The organism is Pseudoalteromonas sp. P1-26, assembly GCF_001401795.1.
Taxonomy (GTDB): Bacteria; Pseudomonadota; Gammaproteobacteria; order Enterobacterales; family Alteromonadaceae; genus Pseudoalteromonas.
The window spans coordinates 1-15,216 of sequence record NZ_LKDX01000018.1; the positions used below are offsets into that span (position 1 = coordinate 1).

General features: G+C 42.3%; 12 protein-coding genes and 1 tRNA gene. 7 read left to right on the top strand and 6 right to left on the bottom strand.

Annotated elements, in window-relative coordinates; all coding sequences use genetic code 11:
• Positions 1-229 precede the first annotated feature (229 nt).
• The 6 genes from AN394_RS10485 (at position 230) to AN394_RS10510 (ending at position 7,011) form a co-directional block, all read left to right on the top strand.
• Positions 230-305: transfer RNA gene (locus AN394_RS10485), tRNA-Glu, on the top strand.
• A gap of 218 nt (positions 306-523) precedes the next feature.
• Positions 524-1,471 (top strand): HlyD family secretion protein, encoded by a 948-nt coding sequence (locus AN394_RS10490; protein ID WP_055021475.1) that lies wholly within the window; start codon positions 524-526, stop codon positions 1,469-1,471.
• The gene (locus tag AN394_RS10495) at positions 1,468-2,394 is read left to right on the top strand and encodes an ABC transporter ATP-binding protein (protein ID WP_055021476.1); all 927 of its coding nucleotides are present in this window, start codon (positions 1,468-1,470) and stop codon (positions 2,392-2,394) included. Before AN394_RS10490 ends, AN394_RS10495 begins: the two co-directional genes overlap by 4 nt.
• Before the next feature lie 5 nt (positions 2,395-2,399).
• Positions 2,400-3,545 carry an ABC transporter permease gene (locus tag AN394_RS10500; protein WP_054563664.1) on the top strand — a complete coding sequence of 382 codons (1,146 nt, stop codon included), beginning with the start codon at positions 2,400-2,402 and terminating at the stop codon, positions 3,543-3,545.
• 68 nt (positions 3,546-3,613) lie between these two features.
• On the top strand, positions 3,614-4,777 hold the full coding sequence (locus AN394_RS10505) for an extracellular solute-binding protein (RefSeq protein WP_055021477.1): 1,164 nt from the start codon (positions 3,614-3,616) through the stop codon (positions 4,775-4,777).
• Positions 4,774-7,011: an ATP-binding protein gene (locus tag AN394_RS10510; protein WP_055021478.1), complete on the top strand. Its 2,238-nt coding sequence runs from the start codon at positions 4,774-4,776 to the stop codon at positions 7,009-7,011. The genes AN394_RS10505 and AN394_RS10510 overlap by 4 nt, the downstream gene beginning before the upstream one ends.
• Positions 7,012-7,021: 10 nt before the next feature.
• On the opposite strand, the gene gloA is transcribed toward AN394_RS10510, so the two are convergent.
• On the bottom strand, positions 7,022-7,420 hold the full coding sequence (gloA, locus tag AN394_RS10515) for a lactoylglutathione lyase (RefSeq protein WP_055021479.1): 399 nt from the start codon (positions 7,418-7,420) through the stop codon (positions 7,022-7,024).
• A gap of 386 nt (positions 7,421-7,806) precedes the next feature.
• On the opposite strand from gloA, the gene AN394_RS10520 reads away from it, so the two are divergent.
• On the top strand, positions 7,807-9,345 hold the full coding sequence (locus AN394_RS10520; RefSeq protein WP_055021480.1) for a S10 family peptidase: 1,539 nt from the start codon (positions 7,807-7,809) through the stop codon (positions 9,343-9,345).
• 120 nt (positions 9,346-9,465) lie between these two features.
• On the opposite strand, the gene nth is transcribed toward AN394_RS10520, so the two are convergent.
• The 5 genes from nth to rsxC are packed head-to-tail and all read right to left on the bottom strand — an operon-like array spanning position 9,466 to position 15,209.
• The gene (nth, locus tag AN394_RS10525; RefSeq protein ID WP_054553695.1) at positions 9,466-10,098 is read right to left on the bottom strand and encodes an endonuclease III; all 633 of its coding nucleotides are present in this window, start codon (positions 10,096-10,098) and stop codon (positions 9,466-9,468) included.
• Positions 10,099-10,136: 38 nt separating this feature from the next.
• Positions 10,137-10,835: an electron transport complex subunit E gene (locus tag AN394_RS10530; RefSeq protein ID WP_054553694.1), complete on the bottom strand. Its 699-nt coding sequence runs from the start codon at positions 10,833-10,835 to the stop codon at positions 10,137-10,139.
• Positions 10,835-11,470: an electron transport complex subunit RsxG gene (gene rsxG, locus AN394_RS10535; RefSeq protein WP_055021481.1), complete on the bottom strand. Its 636-nt coding sequence runs from the start codon at positions 11,468-11,470 to the stop codon at positions 10,835-10,837. Before rsxG ends, AN394_RS10530 begins: the two co-directional genes overlap by 1 nt.
• A complete protein-coding gene (rsxD, locus tag AN394_RS10540) occupies positions 11,470-12,525 on the bottom strand; it encodes an electron transport complex subunit RsxD (RefSeq protein ID WP_055021482.1) in 1,056 nt (351 codons plus the stop codon). The genes rsxG and rsxD overlap by 1 nt, the downstream gene beginning before the upstream one ends.
• Positions 12,522-15,209 carry an electron transport complex subunit RsxC gene (gene rsxC / locus AN394_RS10545; protein WP_055021483.1) on the bottom strand — a complete coding sequence of 896 codons (2,688 nt, stop codon included), beginning with the start codon at positions 15,207-15,209 and terminating at the stop codon, positions 12,522-12,524. The genes rsxD and rsxC overlap by 4 nt, the downstream gene beginning before the upstream one ends.
• Positions 15,210-15,216: the final 7 nt, after the last annotated feature.

Sequence of the window (15,216 nt, forward strand, 5' to 3'; positions counted from 1 at the left end):
GAGGCCTAGGACACCGCCCTTTCACGGCGGTAACAGGGGTTCGAATCCCCTTGGGGACGCCACTTACTTTAAGTGTTGTGTTATTAAGAACTCGTCTGAATCGAGTCTAACTATTCAGTTGTCCTAGTGACACAGAAACTTTCTGTTTAAGCTAAGGCCATTCGCCTCGCAGGCTCGGTCTCATCTTACGCAGAAATAGCAAATCAGTGATTTGCAAACCAATTTCTGCGTCCCCATCGTCTAGAGGCCTAGGACACCGCCCTTTCACGGCGGTAACAGGGGTTCGAATCCCCTTGGGGACGCCACTTACTTTAAGTAAGTAATGTGTTGGAAAGACTGTCTTTTAAATATCATTTCAAATATAACTAAGATTTTTCAACTTAAGATTCCTTATTCTCCATATATCTTTACGATATAGACTCCATATATTTCTAAAACTTTAATTCCTATAGATCACTTTTACAGATCATTTTAATACTTTATAGTATCTAGCAACTCATCAGCTAACCATAAGGAAATTAAAATGTTAGCTAAACGTGTTGTACTCATTCTAATTTCTTTAGTCATTACTGCTTGCTCAGACTCAAATGAGGGAGTAGCGCTAGGAACGCTTGAGCGTGAGCGTGTGATCCATCCTGCAACGACTAACGAAATACTGATCGATTTACCCGTTTCAGCAGGCCAGTTGGTCGAAAAAGGGCAGGTGATTGCAAAGTTCGATGCCGAACTACAACAAGCGATTGTTGCTAAAGCACAAGCTCAACTAGCTCAAGCCACTGCATTTCTTGAAAAAACCTTGAATGGTGCTCGCCCCGAAGAAGTTGCTGGTGCATCAGCCAAAGTAGCAGCAGCTAATGCTGCATATACGCAAAGCGAAGCTAATTTTCACCGTGCAAAAACCTTAGTTAAAGATAAACTCGCAAGCCAAGAAACCTTAGACAGTGCAACCGCTGCACGCGATGAGACATTCGCTAATTTAGAATCAGCAAAGCAGAACTTAAATGAATTAACAAATGGTTCTCGCGTTGAAGATATTAATAGTGCGAAAGCGCAAGTTCAGGCCGCAGAAGCAGAACTAAAAGTACAGCAAAAATACCTCTCAGATCTGACAATTAAAGCGATGCGTGCTGGCAGGGTCGATAACTTACCTTGGCACGTAGGTGAGCGAGTTACTAAAGGCAGCCCTGTCGTTATTATTCAAGCAAACAGCGCACCTTATGTGCGCGTATATATCCCTGAACCATATCGTGCCAAGCTCAATCAGGGCATGACACTTACAGTTCGTGTCGATGGCATAGATAAAGATATTCAGGGTGAACTGACCTGGATTGCCTCAGAGCCTGCGTTCACGCCTTTTTATGCCCTTAATCAGGAAGAGCGTGCGAGATTAATGTACCTTGCTGAGGTAACACTACCGGTAAGTGAAAATAATTTACCGACAGGCGTACCTGCTCAAGTGATTATGCCATGACTGAATCGGTGATCCATGCCAAAGGTTTGGTAAAACAATTTGGCGATTTAAAAGCGATTGATAACCTTGATCTAGACGTTGAGCAAGGGCAAATTTATGGCTTTTTGGGCCCTAACGGCTGTGGTAAAACGACTGCAATCCGTATGCTTACGGGTTTATTGAAGCCAACCTCTGGTGATATCAATGTGCTTGGCTTGAGTCTGCCAAAAGATGCTGAAAAGCTCAGAACGCAACTTGGTTATATGACACAAAAGTTTTCACTTTATAGTGACCTGACCGTGCTTGAAAACCTAAAGTTCATGGCGGCGCTTTACCCGTTTAAAAAGCAACAAAAACAACAAAGAATTGACGAATTGCTCCATACCTATGGTCTTGATCAAAGAGTAGATCAAATGGCCGGAAGTATGAGTGGGGGCCAACGGCAGCGCTTAGCATTGGCTGCTGCAGTGATTAATAAACCGAAAATTTTATTTCTTGATGAACCCACATCGGCAGTCGATCCACAAAATCGCCGTGATTTTTGGGAAACACTGTTTGATTTAAGTAATGCCGGTACCACGGTATTAGTCACCACCCATTACATGGATGAAGCTGAGCGTTGTCATCGTTTAGCCATTTTAGAATCTGGTATTAAACGCGCGGATGGCTCTCCAAAGCAATTAATGACAGACATGCACGCTCATGTTGTAGAAATCGCAGGGGCGCAAACCAGAGAATTAAAAAAACAGCTCGCAACAATCGACCATGTTATCTCAGCCACTCAATTAGGTACACAGCTGCGAGTATTAGTAAAAAAAGGTGTTCAAGACCCCGTTGAGTTCATAAAACAGCAATCATTTTGTCAGGATACGTGGCAAGTAAATAGTGTGCGCCCAAGCCTTGAAGACGTGTTTGTCACCTGCACAGGGCAGGGCAGACAATGAGTATTATGACTTCATTAAGCCGGATAAAAGCAATTGTAAACAAAGAATTATTACAATTACGCCGCGATAGAATGACCTTTGCGATGGTGGTGATGATCCCCCTTATCCAACTGATTCTATTTGGTTACGCTATTAACACCAACGTTAAAGATATCCCTGTTGCAGTGGTCGATCATAGTCAAACTGCGCTCAGTCGCATTTTAGTACAAACAGTATCGGCGACAAATGTGGTTAAAGTGACGGATTATTACGACAGTATTGAACAGGCACAAACAGCAATCGCGAGCGCGAAAGTGCGGGCTGTGCTGTTTATACCCCACGATGTGGCAAACCGACTTGCCCAGCACCCAACAGTGGGTTTTGGTTTGCCTGATGGCAGTAATGAGTCGTTAGTCAGGCCAATTGCGCATTGGTTAGTTGATGGCTCAGATACAATGGTAGCGTCGAGCATAAAATCGCTGCGCAATATGCCGCTTGCAGAGCTTCTCGATAAGCCTGCGAATAGAACATACCCAACCTTTGAGACGACCTTATTTTATAACCCAGAGCAACGCTCTGCAGTGAATATTGTGCCAGGTTTAGCTGCTGTTATTTTAACCATGACGATGATTATGTTTACCTCTGCTGCCATTGTTAAAGAGCAAGAGCGAGGTAATATGGAGCTTTTAATCACCTTACCGTTAAGCTCACTTGAATTAATGATCGGTAAAGTGGTGCCTTATATCTTCATTGGTTTTATTCAGTTATTTATTATATTAGGTATGGGTAAGCTCTTGTTTCATATTCCTTTTGGAGGTGGTTTAGTCGCATTGGTTGTCGCAACCTTTGCGTTTATATGTGCCAGTTTAGTGCTTGGCTTAGTGCTTTCAACCATCGCTAAAAATCAGCTTCAAGCAATGCAAATGACAATTTTCATTCTGTTACCCTCGATATTATTATCAGGTTTTGTATTTCCTTATGAAGGCATGCCAAAGGCAGCGCAATGGCTTGCTGAGTGCTTACCCGCAACGCATTACCTAAGGTTAATACGTGGAATCGTGCTAAAAGATGTCAATCTAATAAGCATGAGCAGTGATTTACTTTGGCTGTTAGCCTTTACAATTTTGGGCTTGGCTGTGGCTGCATTTAGGTTTAAGAAAACCCTTGATTAGGCTGGGCAATTTAGGGCATATGTGCTTAACTAAAAAGTAATTTTAATTCATTTTGAGTAGACATTAGCGTGTGGCGAGTATTTTGGCTGGCGGTGCTATTAGTTACGTTTGATGGCTATGCAGCAACGATAAACCTAGCCCATACCATGAAGCATGAACATTTTAACCAATTGCTTAGTGAGTTTGCAGAGCAAAGCGGTTTAACGGTTAACTCTGTATTGGTTGACCAAAAGGCGCTAAAGGTAAGGTTGGTGCAAAATACTAGTACCAGCACCTCAACAGACGTTGTTATTGTACCCGCTGATCACTTAGGCCTTGATAAATATGCCAACTACAGCGTTATTCCACACTCACTCATAGCTGACACCACAGACAAGCGAACCTTAGAAACTGCAAAGCTAAACAACAAGCTCTTAGGTATACCCATCATTCAAGGCAATCACCTATTACTTTTTTATAATAAGCAGTTTGTTAAAGAGCTAATAGAAAATTGGCAGGATATATACCGAATTCAATCATCATTGCCTGAAAAAGTGAAACTCGTTACATGGAGTTTTATGGAAATGTATTGGTTTATCCCGTTCTTATCGGCTTTTAATGGCGACCTAATTGTAGATAACCATGTTCAGCTTAATACACCAGCAATGCAATCGGCTCTCAAATTTGTTTGGGATTTAAATAAACAAAACCTGGTTGATAGGCAGTGCGATTACACTTGCTCAAATAATGCATTTAAAGCGCAGCAAGCCGCTTTCACCATTGATGGTGCATGGGCATTAAAAACGTATGAAGAGGCATTGGGTAATAATTTAGGAATACAACAATTACCGAAACTCAATGGTGAGTATATGCAGCCTTACTACTCAACCTTTGTGCTGGCATTTCCAAACCATGCTTTAAATGGTGCAAATAAAGAGAGCTTGATCAAATTTGCTAAATTGGTTCAAGCGGAAAAATTCCAAACACTGGTTTGGCAAAAACTTCAAGATATCCCAGTTAACACTGAGGTTTTAAATAACCTAAAAGCACAACAAGGCACTGAGTTATCAACCTTAATTGATGCTATACAATTCACAAAACCTATGCCCTCTACCGCATCTATGATCATCGTATGGGAAGTATTAAATAAAGGATTTATTCGCTATGGCAGTGGTGCCTTAACTGCTGAGCAAGCGGGGCTTTTTATGCAAGGGTTGGCAGAGCGTTCGATTGCCAATGAAGGGGATGAATGAGTAGTCCACGCTTTAGCCGCGCCTTATTTATCAGTGTATTACTACTGGTCATTATTCCCCTACTGATCCTTGCAGGTTTGATGATTGGGCGTTTCTATTTAAGCTCAATTGACCAAGCAAATACGAGTTTGCAATGGCAAGCTAGAAATAATGCAGCCAGTCTTGAACAACTCTTATTTAAGCTTGAGAAAAATAGCCAATTACTTAGTAGCACTAAGGCGATAACTGAGCTGCCAAATAAAGTGGTGTACTCACAGTTCGCGCTTGTGCAGCTACAAGAGTTTGTTGCCCAAAATCCACAGATAAAAGCATCGATAGTAATTGATAATCAAGGGTTTATAGTTGAAGGGTATCCCATCACTTCTTTAAATTTGAATTTTAAACTCACTAAAAGCATTCTCGACAGCGCTCAAACATCAACAGAGCAAAACACAATTCAAATTATTGATAATCCACAAGTTACTGAGCTACTCGCACCTTTACAGGCAAAGCAAAATGCTTTACTGGCAATTACATCTACATTGCTACATGAGCAAGATTCTCTCAGTGAGCCAATAATTAAAACGGGCGTGTTAGTGTCTTTTGTGCCTTTATCAGAGGCGTTAAAGTGGCTTGCAATACACAATGAGCAACCGGTATATCAAGCGGGTAAGCAGGTACAAATTACAGCACAAGATAACATTCTATATAGCGTGGGCGATGCTGGCGATAACGGCAAATTAATGGGGCAGGCCTCAATCAGTAATGTTTTTTTTGCAGGTAAGCCAACCAGTTTACAATTCCAAATTAATGAAGCAAAAACCACCTACACCAGCGCTGTAAAGCAAACGGCTATATTGGCAGGGTTGTTAATTGTAGGACTCTCTATTATTTCATTTATCTCAGTGCGTTGGTTGACGGCCCGTCTTCATAACCCACTAAATCGTATTACTGCTCTTAGCCGAGAATATGCATTAGGTAATTACAAACAAGATACCGACGATTTTCATTATCAAGAGTTTAAAGATATTGCAGATTCCCTTAGCAGCATGGCTGATACCATTGATATACAAATTACTTCATTGCAATTAGAAAAACTTCGCGCTGAGCGCTCTGAGCAAGTTAAGAGCCAATTCTTAGCCAATATGAGCCATGAAATACGCACTCCAATGAATGGTATTGTGGGCTTTTTGCAGCTACTCAATAAAAGCACGCTAACACAAGAGCAAGCAGAGTTTGTAAGGCAAATTAATAACTGTAGTGATGTGTTATTAACCGTGATTAACGATATTCTCGACTTTTCAAAAATAGAGGCCAATAAAATAGAGCTCGAGTCGCGACAATGTGATTTAGTCGCGCTTTGCCATGACCTAATCTTACTATTTAAACCGAGTTGTGATGCTAAAGGGGTTGGCTGCCGGCTTGAGGTCTCCTCATTACAATCGCTGAATGTAGAATGTGATGAAATACGTGTTAAACAAGTGCTGATTAACTTGCTCTCTAACGCCGTTAAGTTTACCAATCAAGGAGAGATCATTCTTTCGCTTACTCTGCAAAGCCGAGATGAACACCAGACAGCCGTCGTGTTATCGGTAAAAGATACAGGCATAGGTATCGCTGAAGATAAAATAACGGCCCTGTTTAATCCCTTTGTTCAAGCGCAAAGTAGCACCACTCGTGAATATGGAGGGACCGGTCTTGGGCTTGCCATCAGTAAGGGGATGATTGATTTGATGGGAGGCACTATTGCTATCGACAGTGAGTTTGGAAAAGGTACCGAGTTTACCATTAATGTTAATTTTAAATCACTAAACCCACAGGACGCTAGCGCAAAAGTACACCAATCAGATGAAGACACTCAGTTCGATTTTAAAGCCGTCGATAAGCCAATATTAATTGCCGAAGATAACCCGATTAACCAAATTGTAATCACTAAGTATTTAACTCAATTAGGTCTAAATTATGAACTGGCAGAAAATGGACAAATTGCCTGTGAGAAAACCCTAACACAAGATTACGCACTGATTTTAATGGATATTCAAATGCCAGTGATGGATGGATTGACTGCCAGTGAAAACTTACTTGCAAGGCCAGATTTTGATACGCCGATTATTGCGGTTAGTGCTAATGCTATGAAAGACGACATCGAAACAAGCGCAAAAATTGGTATCAGTGACCATATTGCAAAGCCAATTAATTTTGTTGAACTTGAAAAAGCGCTCGCAAAGTGGCTATCTCAGCAATCGCCGAAATAGCCGATATGAATCAAAAAGTGGTGTTATCTTTTTTCTGAATTAACTCAATCGCATAACCATCTGGGTCTTTAACAAATGCAATTTCAGTTGTGCCGCCTTTGACAGGACCCGGCTCGCGGCTCACATTACCGCCAGCAGCTTTAATGTCTTCGCAGGCTTTATAAATATCATCAAACTCGATAGCAATATGACCGTATGCATTACCCAAATCATAGCTATCTGTATCCCAGTTATAAGTAAGCTCAAGCACGGTCGAATCTTTTTCGTCACCATAACCGACAAAAGCAAGGGTGTAGCGGTACTCTTCGTTGTCTGCACGGCGCAGCTCTTTCATACCTAATACCTGCGTATAAAATTCAATTGATTTATCTAAATCAGCAACGCGAAGCATTGTGTGTAATAAGCGCATTTAAGCATCCTCTTTTTTGTCTTTAAATTCATACAATTTCAATAACACAGCGTGGTACAAAGCTGCACATTAAAATTATCAAAAATGGATTATAAGTTATTTCGATTGCATGCACAGTAGCATTGAGACAAAGCGTAAAGACTATGCTGTTAAATTAATAATTAAGCTTATGATTTGGAGATATAATCAGGCCCTTGCTATTTTGCAATAGGATAGAGTACTACAACACCTTTGTCGCAGACAGTTGAAATTACACCTTCTTACTGTAAAGGTAATAGGTGAATAACATAAAACTTGAAAAATAGGCTGACAAAGCATTCAAGACATAAATAGCAACGCTCTATTATCAAGCCCGATAAAGCTAAGCCTCCGAGGGAGAATAAAACATGGCGTATGTTGCCAATTTCAAAACTGTAGTCATCTCTACATTGTTTGCGTTTTGTACAAACGCAGTTAATGCAGATGAAGTCTCAAATTCAAACAACAGTAAGAAGCCGATACCCGAAGCCACTAAATTTGTGACCCAGCATAAAGGTACTTTTAATGACAAAAGGATGAAATACAAAGCTGTAGCCGGTGAAACCTATTTATTAAACAAAAACGAAGAGCCAACTGCTGCTATTTTTTCGTTTGATTACATAGCTGCAAGCGATAACAAAAACAGACCAGTCACATTTATCTGGAATGGTGGCCCAGGCTCATCATCTAATTGGTTACATATGGGCGCCTATGGTCCTAAACGAGTTGTTGTACCAAGCGATGCTGCACATCCAGGAATGGCTCCTTACGAATTAAAAGATGCGCCTGAGACGATACTTGATGTAACTGATATGGTGTTTGTGGACCCTGTTGGTACAGGTTACTCGCGTGCCTTAGGCAACACTGACAGCAAAGCCTTTTGGGGCTTAAATCAAGATGCAGCCTCTATCGCTGATTTTATTGCCCAGTGGCTAACAAAAGAAAATCGCTGGAATGCACCAGTATTTTTATTGGGAGAGAGCTATGGGACAACTCGAGCAGCAGCGGTTTCTAAAGTACTGATGGATAAACACCTGATTAATGTAAATGGCATTATTTTTGTGTCACAAGCTTTAGACTATCAAGGTTCAAGCCCTTATGTTGATGACAACATTATTTCTTATATCACTTACATACCCACACTTGCTGCAACCGCTTGGTATCATAAAAAAGTAGATACATCTGGAGATTTTGAAGCATTTATAGATGCAAGCCGACAATTTGCAGTTGATGAATTACTACCAGCCTTATTTAAGGGTAATGCGCTTAGTAAAGCTGACAGAAAGCGAATTGTTGACGGCCTTCACCGTTATACAGGGCTAAGCAAACAATATATTGAGCAGGTTGATTTACGCATTAACGCCTTTAGATTTGCAAAAGAGTTATTGCGTGATGAGGGTGTCGCAGTAGGCTTTCTTGATGGACGTTATAAGCTTGATGAACGAGACGATTTAACAGCAGCTCCTAAGCAAGATGCGTCAAAAGTGATAGGGCCAGCATATAAAGCGGCACTGATGAAATATATGCGCGCAGATTTAAACGTACAGTGGAAAAGAAAATACTTAAACCCTGGCGATCCTGAGTTATCAGATAACTGGCGCTGGCGCACTGCTCCTGATGGACAAGGCTGGGAGCCAAGATACGTTAATACAGCGCCAGATTTATCTTATGTGCTTCGCAGCAATCCGCAAATGAAAGTGATGGTCGCCTCTGGTTATTACGATATTGTTACGCCATTTTTTGATGCTGAATACACCTTAAATAGACACGGTATATACGCTGATAAAATTGATTATCACTATTATCACGGCGGTCACATGATGTATGTCCACGAACCAGCAAGAGTGGCACTGTTAAGAGATACGCGAGAATTTATTAAAAAGCAGGTAAGCCAAAACCCACGATAATGGGTAGGAACATTGTGCCAAACCTAGTGTTTGGCACAATAAGCAAAATGAACTTACTGAGGTGATAGAAAAAGGTGAGCAACTTCACCTTAAAATTGTTAGCTTTAGAATAGACTTTAACTACTCAGTCTTTTCCTTAAACTCACACAAATCTTCGATAATACAGCTGCCGCATTTAGGTTTACGAGCCGTGCACACATAGCGGCCATGCAGGATTAACCAGTGGTGTACATCGACTTTAAACTCTTTAGGTACCACTTTTTCTAATTTTTGTTCTACAGCAACTACATCTTTACCCATAGCAAACTTAGTGCGGTTAGATACGCGGAAAATATGCGTATCAACTGCAATTGTCGGCCAGCCAAAGGCACAGTTTAAAACAACATTCGCGGTCTTTCTGCCAACCCCCGGTAATGCTTCGAGCGCTTCACGATTCTCTGGTACTTCTGAGTTATGTTTATTGACCAGAATCTCACACATTTTATAGACATTATTGGCTTTAGAATTAAACAAACCAATGGTCTTGATGTAATCGCGAAGGCCTTCAAGGCCTAAATCAAGAATCGCTTGAGGCGTGTTAGCAACAGGGAATAGCTTACGGGTTGCTTTATTAACACCGACATCTGTAGCTTGTGCTGATAAGGTAACCGCAACTAATAATTCAAACGGGCTTGAGTATTCAAGCTCTGTTTCTGGGTGCGGGTTTTGCTCACGTAAACGAGATAAGATCTCATAGCGCTTTTCTTTATTCATGGTGGCGTAAAGCACGCAGTGACGGTGCGTGCTCTCCTTTAAGTTAAACTTGTCACTCGGGCTCTAGGGCCTTTTTCTGCTTCTGGAGTAACAACTTGCTTAGATTTTATTTGTGTATCAATGACATTTTTTGCAGCAATCAATAAACCAAGCCCTAAAAAGGCACCTGGTGGTAAAATTGCCAATAAAAATTGGTTATCAAAACTAAATACTTCAATTCGAAGTGCAGCAGCCCATGGGCCTAATAATAAATCGGCGCCATCAAATAGCGTACCTTGACCAATAAGCTCTCGCATTGCCCCTAGCACCACTAAAACTAACATAAAGCCAAGTCCCATCATCAGGCCGTCAAAGGCTGAAAGTGGCACGGTATTTTTAGAAGCGAATGCTTCTGCGCGACCGATAATGGCACAGTTGGTAACAATCAGTGGAATAAAAATCCCCAGTGATTGATAAAGCCCAAATGTATAGGCATTCATCATTAGCTGCACGATGGTTACAAAGCCTGCGATGATCATCACAAAAACAGGAATACGAATATCTTTAGGTACCCAGTTACGCACAATCGATACGGTGACGTTAGAACCAACCAGAACCAATAAAGTTGCTAAACCTAGGCCTAATGCATTGGTAATCGTAGAGGTAACGGCAAGTAGTGGGCACAAGCCTAATAACTGCACAAGGGCAGGGTTATTGGCCCACATGCCATCTTTAAATAAAGTTTTAACTTGGCTCATTACTTGGCTCCTTGACAGATGTTTGGCGCAGCAAACAAGTTATCAAATTCAGCTTGGGCAAACAGCACAGCTTGTTTTACTGAGCCGACAACGGCACGCGGTGTAATGGTTGCGCCAGTAAACTGATCAAATTGGCCACCATCTTTTTTAACAGCCCAGCGGCTATCATCTTCACCCAGTACATTTTGGCCTTTGAAAAGGGTGATCCAGTCTGATTTTTTGACCTCAACTTTATCGCCAAGGCCCGGTGTTTCTTCGTGCTTAGTGACACGAACACCCGCTATTTCACCATTGGCAAAAACCGCAGTTAATAAGTTGATATCGCCACTATAACCACTTGGTGTTACATGACGCATCACTAAAGCGTAAGGCTTATTGTCTTTGTAAGCACGATAAATAACTTGCTCTGGGCGTGGACCTAAGCGCTCATCGGTGATCACGACACAATCTTTGTATAGTTGATTGTCATAATGATGGGCATCAAGTACTTGTTGAAGTTGCTCTGCAAGTTGTTGCTTTTCTTGGTCTTCAATACGCTCAGCAGTCAGGCTATGAGTCAGGGCCACAGTGCCTGTGGTAATGAGCGCAAATGCTGTAAGAATAGCGCCGTTTTTAGTCATTGAGGAAAGGATCATTATTTCACCCCATGGCCGTAAGTACGTGGTTTCGTGTAGTAATCAATTAAAGGTACCGCCATATTTAACAGCAATACACTAAATGCCACAGCATCAGGATAACCACCGAAAGTACGAATTAAGTAAACAAGTAGACCAATTAACGCACCGTAAATTAAACGGCCTCTATTCGTTGTTGATGCAGAAACTGGATCGGTAGCAATAAAGAATGCCCCTAACATGGTTGCACCACTGAATAAATGAAATACCACGCCTGGCTCTGTGCCAGGAGCTGCAATATAACCAATACCACTGCACACGGCCAATGAGGCTAAAAAGCTAACAGGGATATGCCAATTAATGATTTTAGCTTTTAATAAATAAAGCCCCCCGATTAAAAAGCCGAGGTTAACCCAGCCCCAACCAAGGCCAAACCAGTCATTAAAAAGAGGCTTACTCATGCTCTCAGCCACCGTTAGGTGATGGGCGACATCTGTTTTAACGGTATCAAGCGGCGTTGCCATGGTTGTGCCATCAATCGCTACACGTAACTGATCGACACTAAATCCAGCGCTGGTAAAGCCATTGAAAATAACAGACAGTTGCTGTGAGAAGCTTATCGGAGATGCAATTAAATCATTAACAGGTAACCAGCTTGTCATTTGCACCGGAAACGATACAAGTAGTAATACATAAGCTGCCATAGCAGGGTTAAATAAATTAAAGCCAAGGCCGCCATAAAGCTGCTTTACAATAACAATTGCAAACAAACAGCCAATTACGATAATCCACCAAGGCGCTAAAGGCGGAATACTCAACGCCAGTAATACGCCTGTTAACCACGCACTACCATCACTGAGTGTTGGCCAAACTTTGCGTTTACGAAGCATCAATACAGCGGCTTCACAGGCGCTAACTGTAATTAGCGCGAGAACAAGCTGAATTAAAACAGCGCTACCAAAAAAGAAAACTTGCGCGATTAAGCCTGGAATACACGCAGCAATCACTGTCATCATTAATCGGCTTAATGATTTATGGCTATGATTATGCGGCGAACTCGCCATGGTTAGTTTCATGACTTATCGTTTCCTTCTTGTTGTAACTTTTTCGCTTTAGCTCTTGCAATGGCACGAGCGACCGCTGCTTTTTTCTTATCTTCGCTAGACTCAGGTTCATCAACCTGCGGTTTTAAATCATCCGTATCGCTAGAATCATCAAGTTGTTCTGATGATTCGTCACTCTGCGCTTGCTCTTTAGCGGCCTTTTTCGCTTTGGCGCGAGCGATAGCGGCAGCAACAGCGGCTTTTTTCTTATCTTCGTTAGATTCAGGTGCGTCAGCCTGTGGCTTGGCATCAGCCTCATCATTTGAATCATTTATTTGCTCTGAAGAATCGTCACTCTGTGCTTGCTCTTTAGCGGCTTTTTTCGCTTTGGCGCGAGCGATAGCGGCAGCAACGGCGGCTTTTTTCTTATCTTCGTTAGATTCAGGAGCGTTAGCTTGTGGCTGGGCATCTGCCTCAGCACTTGAATCATTAGTTTGCTGTGAAGAGTCGTCACTCTGCGCTTGCTCTTTAGCTGCTTTTTTGGCTTTAGCACGGGCGATAGCAGCTGCAACAGCAGCTTTTTTGTCATCAACTGGCGCGCTATTTTCTTCAGCTTCAGTTTGATTCTCAGCAGCTTGTGCTGATTTTTTCGCTTTAGCACGGGCGATAGCAGCGGCAACAGCAGCTTTTTTGTCATCAACAGGCGCGCTATCTTCTTCAGCTTCAGTTTGATTCTCAGCAGCTTGCGCTGCTTTTTTCGCTTTAGCACGAGCGATTGCAGCAGCAACAGCAGCTTTTTTGTCATCTACTGGTGCGCTATCTTCTTCAGCTTCAGTTTGATTTTCAGCAGCTTGCGCTGCTTTTTTCGCTTTAGCGCGAGCGATAGCAGCTGCAACAGCAGCTTTTTTGTCATCTTTTGGCGCAGCGTCAGTTTCAGCAGAAGCGTTTTCTTCTGTAGCTTGTGCGGCTTTTTTCGCTTTAGCGCGGGCAATAGCGGCAGCAACAGCAGACTTTTTATCGTCTTTATCGACGCCTTCTTCACCTTGCTCTAGTGCTTTTTGCTCTTTGTATTTACGTGCTTGTTCTTTACGCGCTGCACGCTCTTTAGCTACTTCAGAGTTATCAGGCTCAAGCTCAGCACCTTGCTTTTTCGCTTTCGCACGGGCAATAGCTGCAGCGACAGCTGACTTACTGTCTTTATCATCAGATTTAGATTTAACACGCGCGAGTGCATCGGCCACTTTTTGTTTTTCGCCATCTGACTTAGCGGCCGGCTTACGTTTATGGCGGTTTTGACGCTCTTCTTGTTCGCGCTCTAAGCGCTCTTTACGTGCTTCAAAACGCTCTTTTGCTCGCTCTGCTTTGATTTGCTCTGCTTGCTGCTCTTTGATTTCAGCTTTAGCAACACGATAGTACTGCACCAAGGGTATTTCGCTTGGGCAAACATAAGCACAGGCGCCACATTCAATACAATCGAATAAATTGTGCTCGTTGAGTTTGTCGTATTCTTTAGACTTAGCAAACCATTGTAATTGCTGAGGTAACAATGAAGCAGGGCAGGCGTCAGCACAGGCACTACAACGAATACAGGCTTTTTCATCACCCGGCTCAGCAAGCTCTTGGTGATCTGGCGCTAAAATACAGTTCGTCGTTTTAACCACACCAATACGCACGGTTGGTAAGGTAAAGCCCATCATTGGACCGCCCATAACTACACGTTGCTGTGGGACCGGAGAAAAGCCTTGGCAGTCTAATAAATGTTTAATTTCAGTGCCTAGTAAAGCCCACACATTACCTTGTTTATGAATGGTGTTACCGGTTACCGTTACTACACGCTCTATAAGAGGTTTACCTTCATGTACGGCTTGATTTACCGCAAACAAAGTACCGACATTCTGCACCAACATACCAATATCGGCAGGAATACTACCACTTGGGACTTCTTTGCCCGTTAGCAGTTTAATTAGCTGTTTTTCACCGCCAGAAGGGTAAACCGTTGGTACTGTTTGCACTATGATGCTGTCGTTATGTTGTGCTGCGAGTTTCATGGCAGCAATGGCATCAGGTTTATTATCTTCAATACCAATAATTGTCAGCTGTGGACTTAACAGCTGCTGCATTAATTCAATACCGGCAATTATACCATCGGCATGTTCGCGCATTAGCATGTCATCAGCAGTGATATAAGGCTCACACTCAACAGCATTAACAATTAAAAACTCAATGGCTTTACGGGTATCTGCTTTTACATAAGTTGGGAAGCCAGCACCGCCCATACCTGCAATACCACTTTGATGAATAATATCGACAAGCTCATCATGGGAAAGTGCTTTAGCATCAGGCACAGGGTTAAGCTCGCACCAGTTATCTTCACCATCAGGTTCAATAATTACGCTAAGCTCAGGCAGTGCTGAAGGATGAGCAGAAGGCATTGGGCAAATATCGCTGATCAACCCTGATGTTGGCGCGTGCACAGGCACTGACCAATTGCCGCTTGGCTTAGTTAATGCTTGACCTTTTAGAACCTGCTGGCCTTTTTCAACAATAAGTTTGCCGTTAGCACCAATATGTTGCTTTAGTGATACAACGAGCTTGTCTGGTAGTGGCAGTCTTGCAATGGCTTGTGTTGTTGATTGCAGCTTTTGACCTGGTGGGTGAACGCCTCCAGGTATAGACCACACTTTGCCTTGTTTAATTTGATCTATTAACTTTTCCATCTGTGCT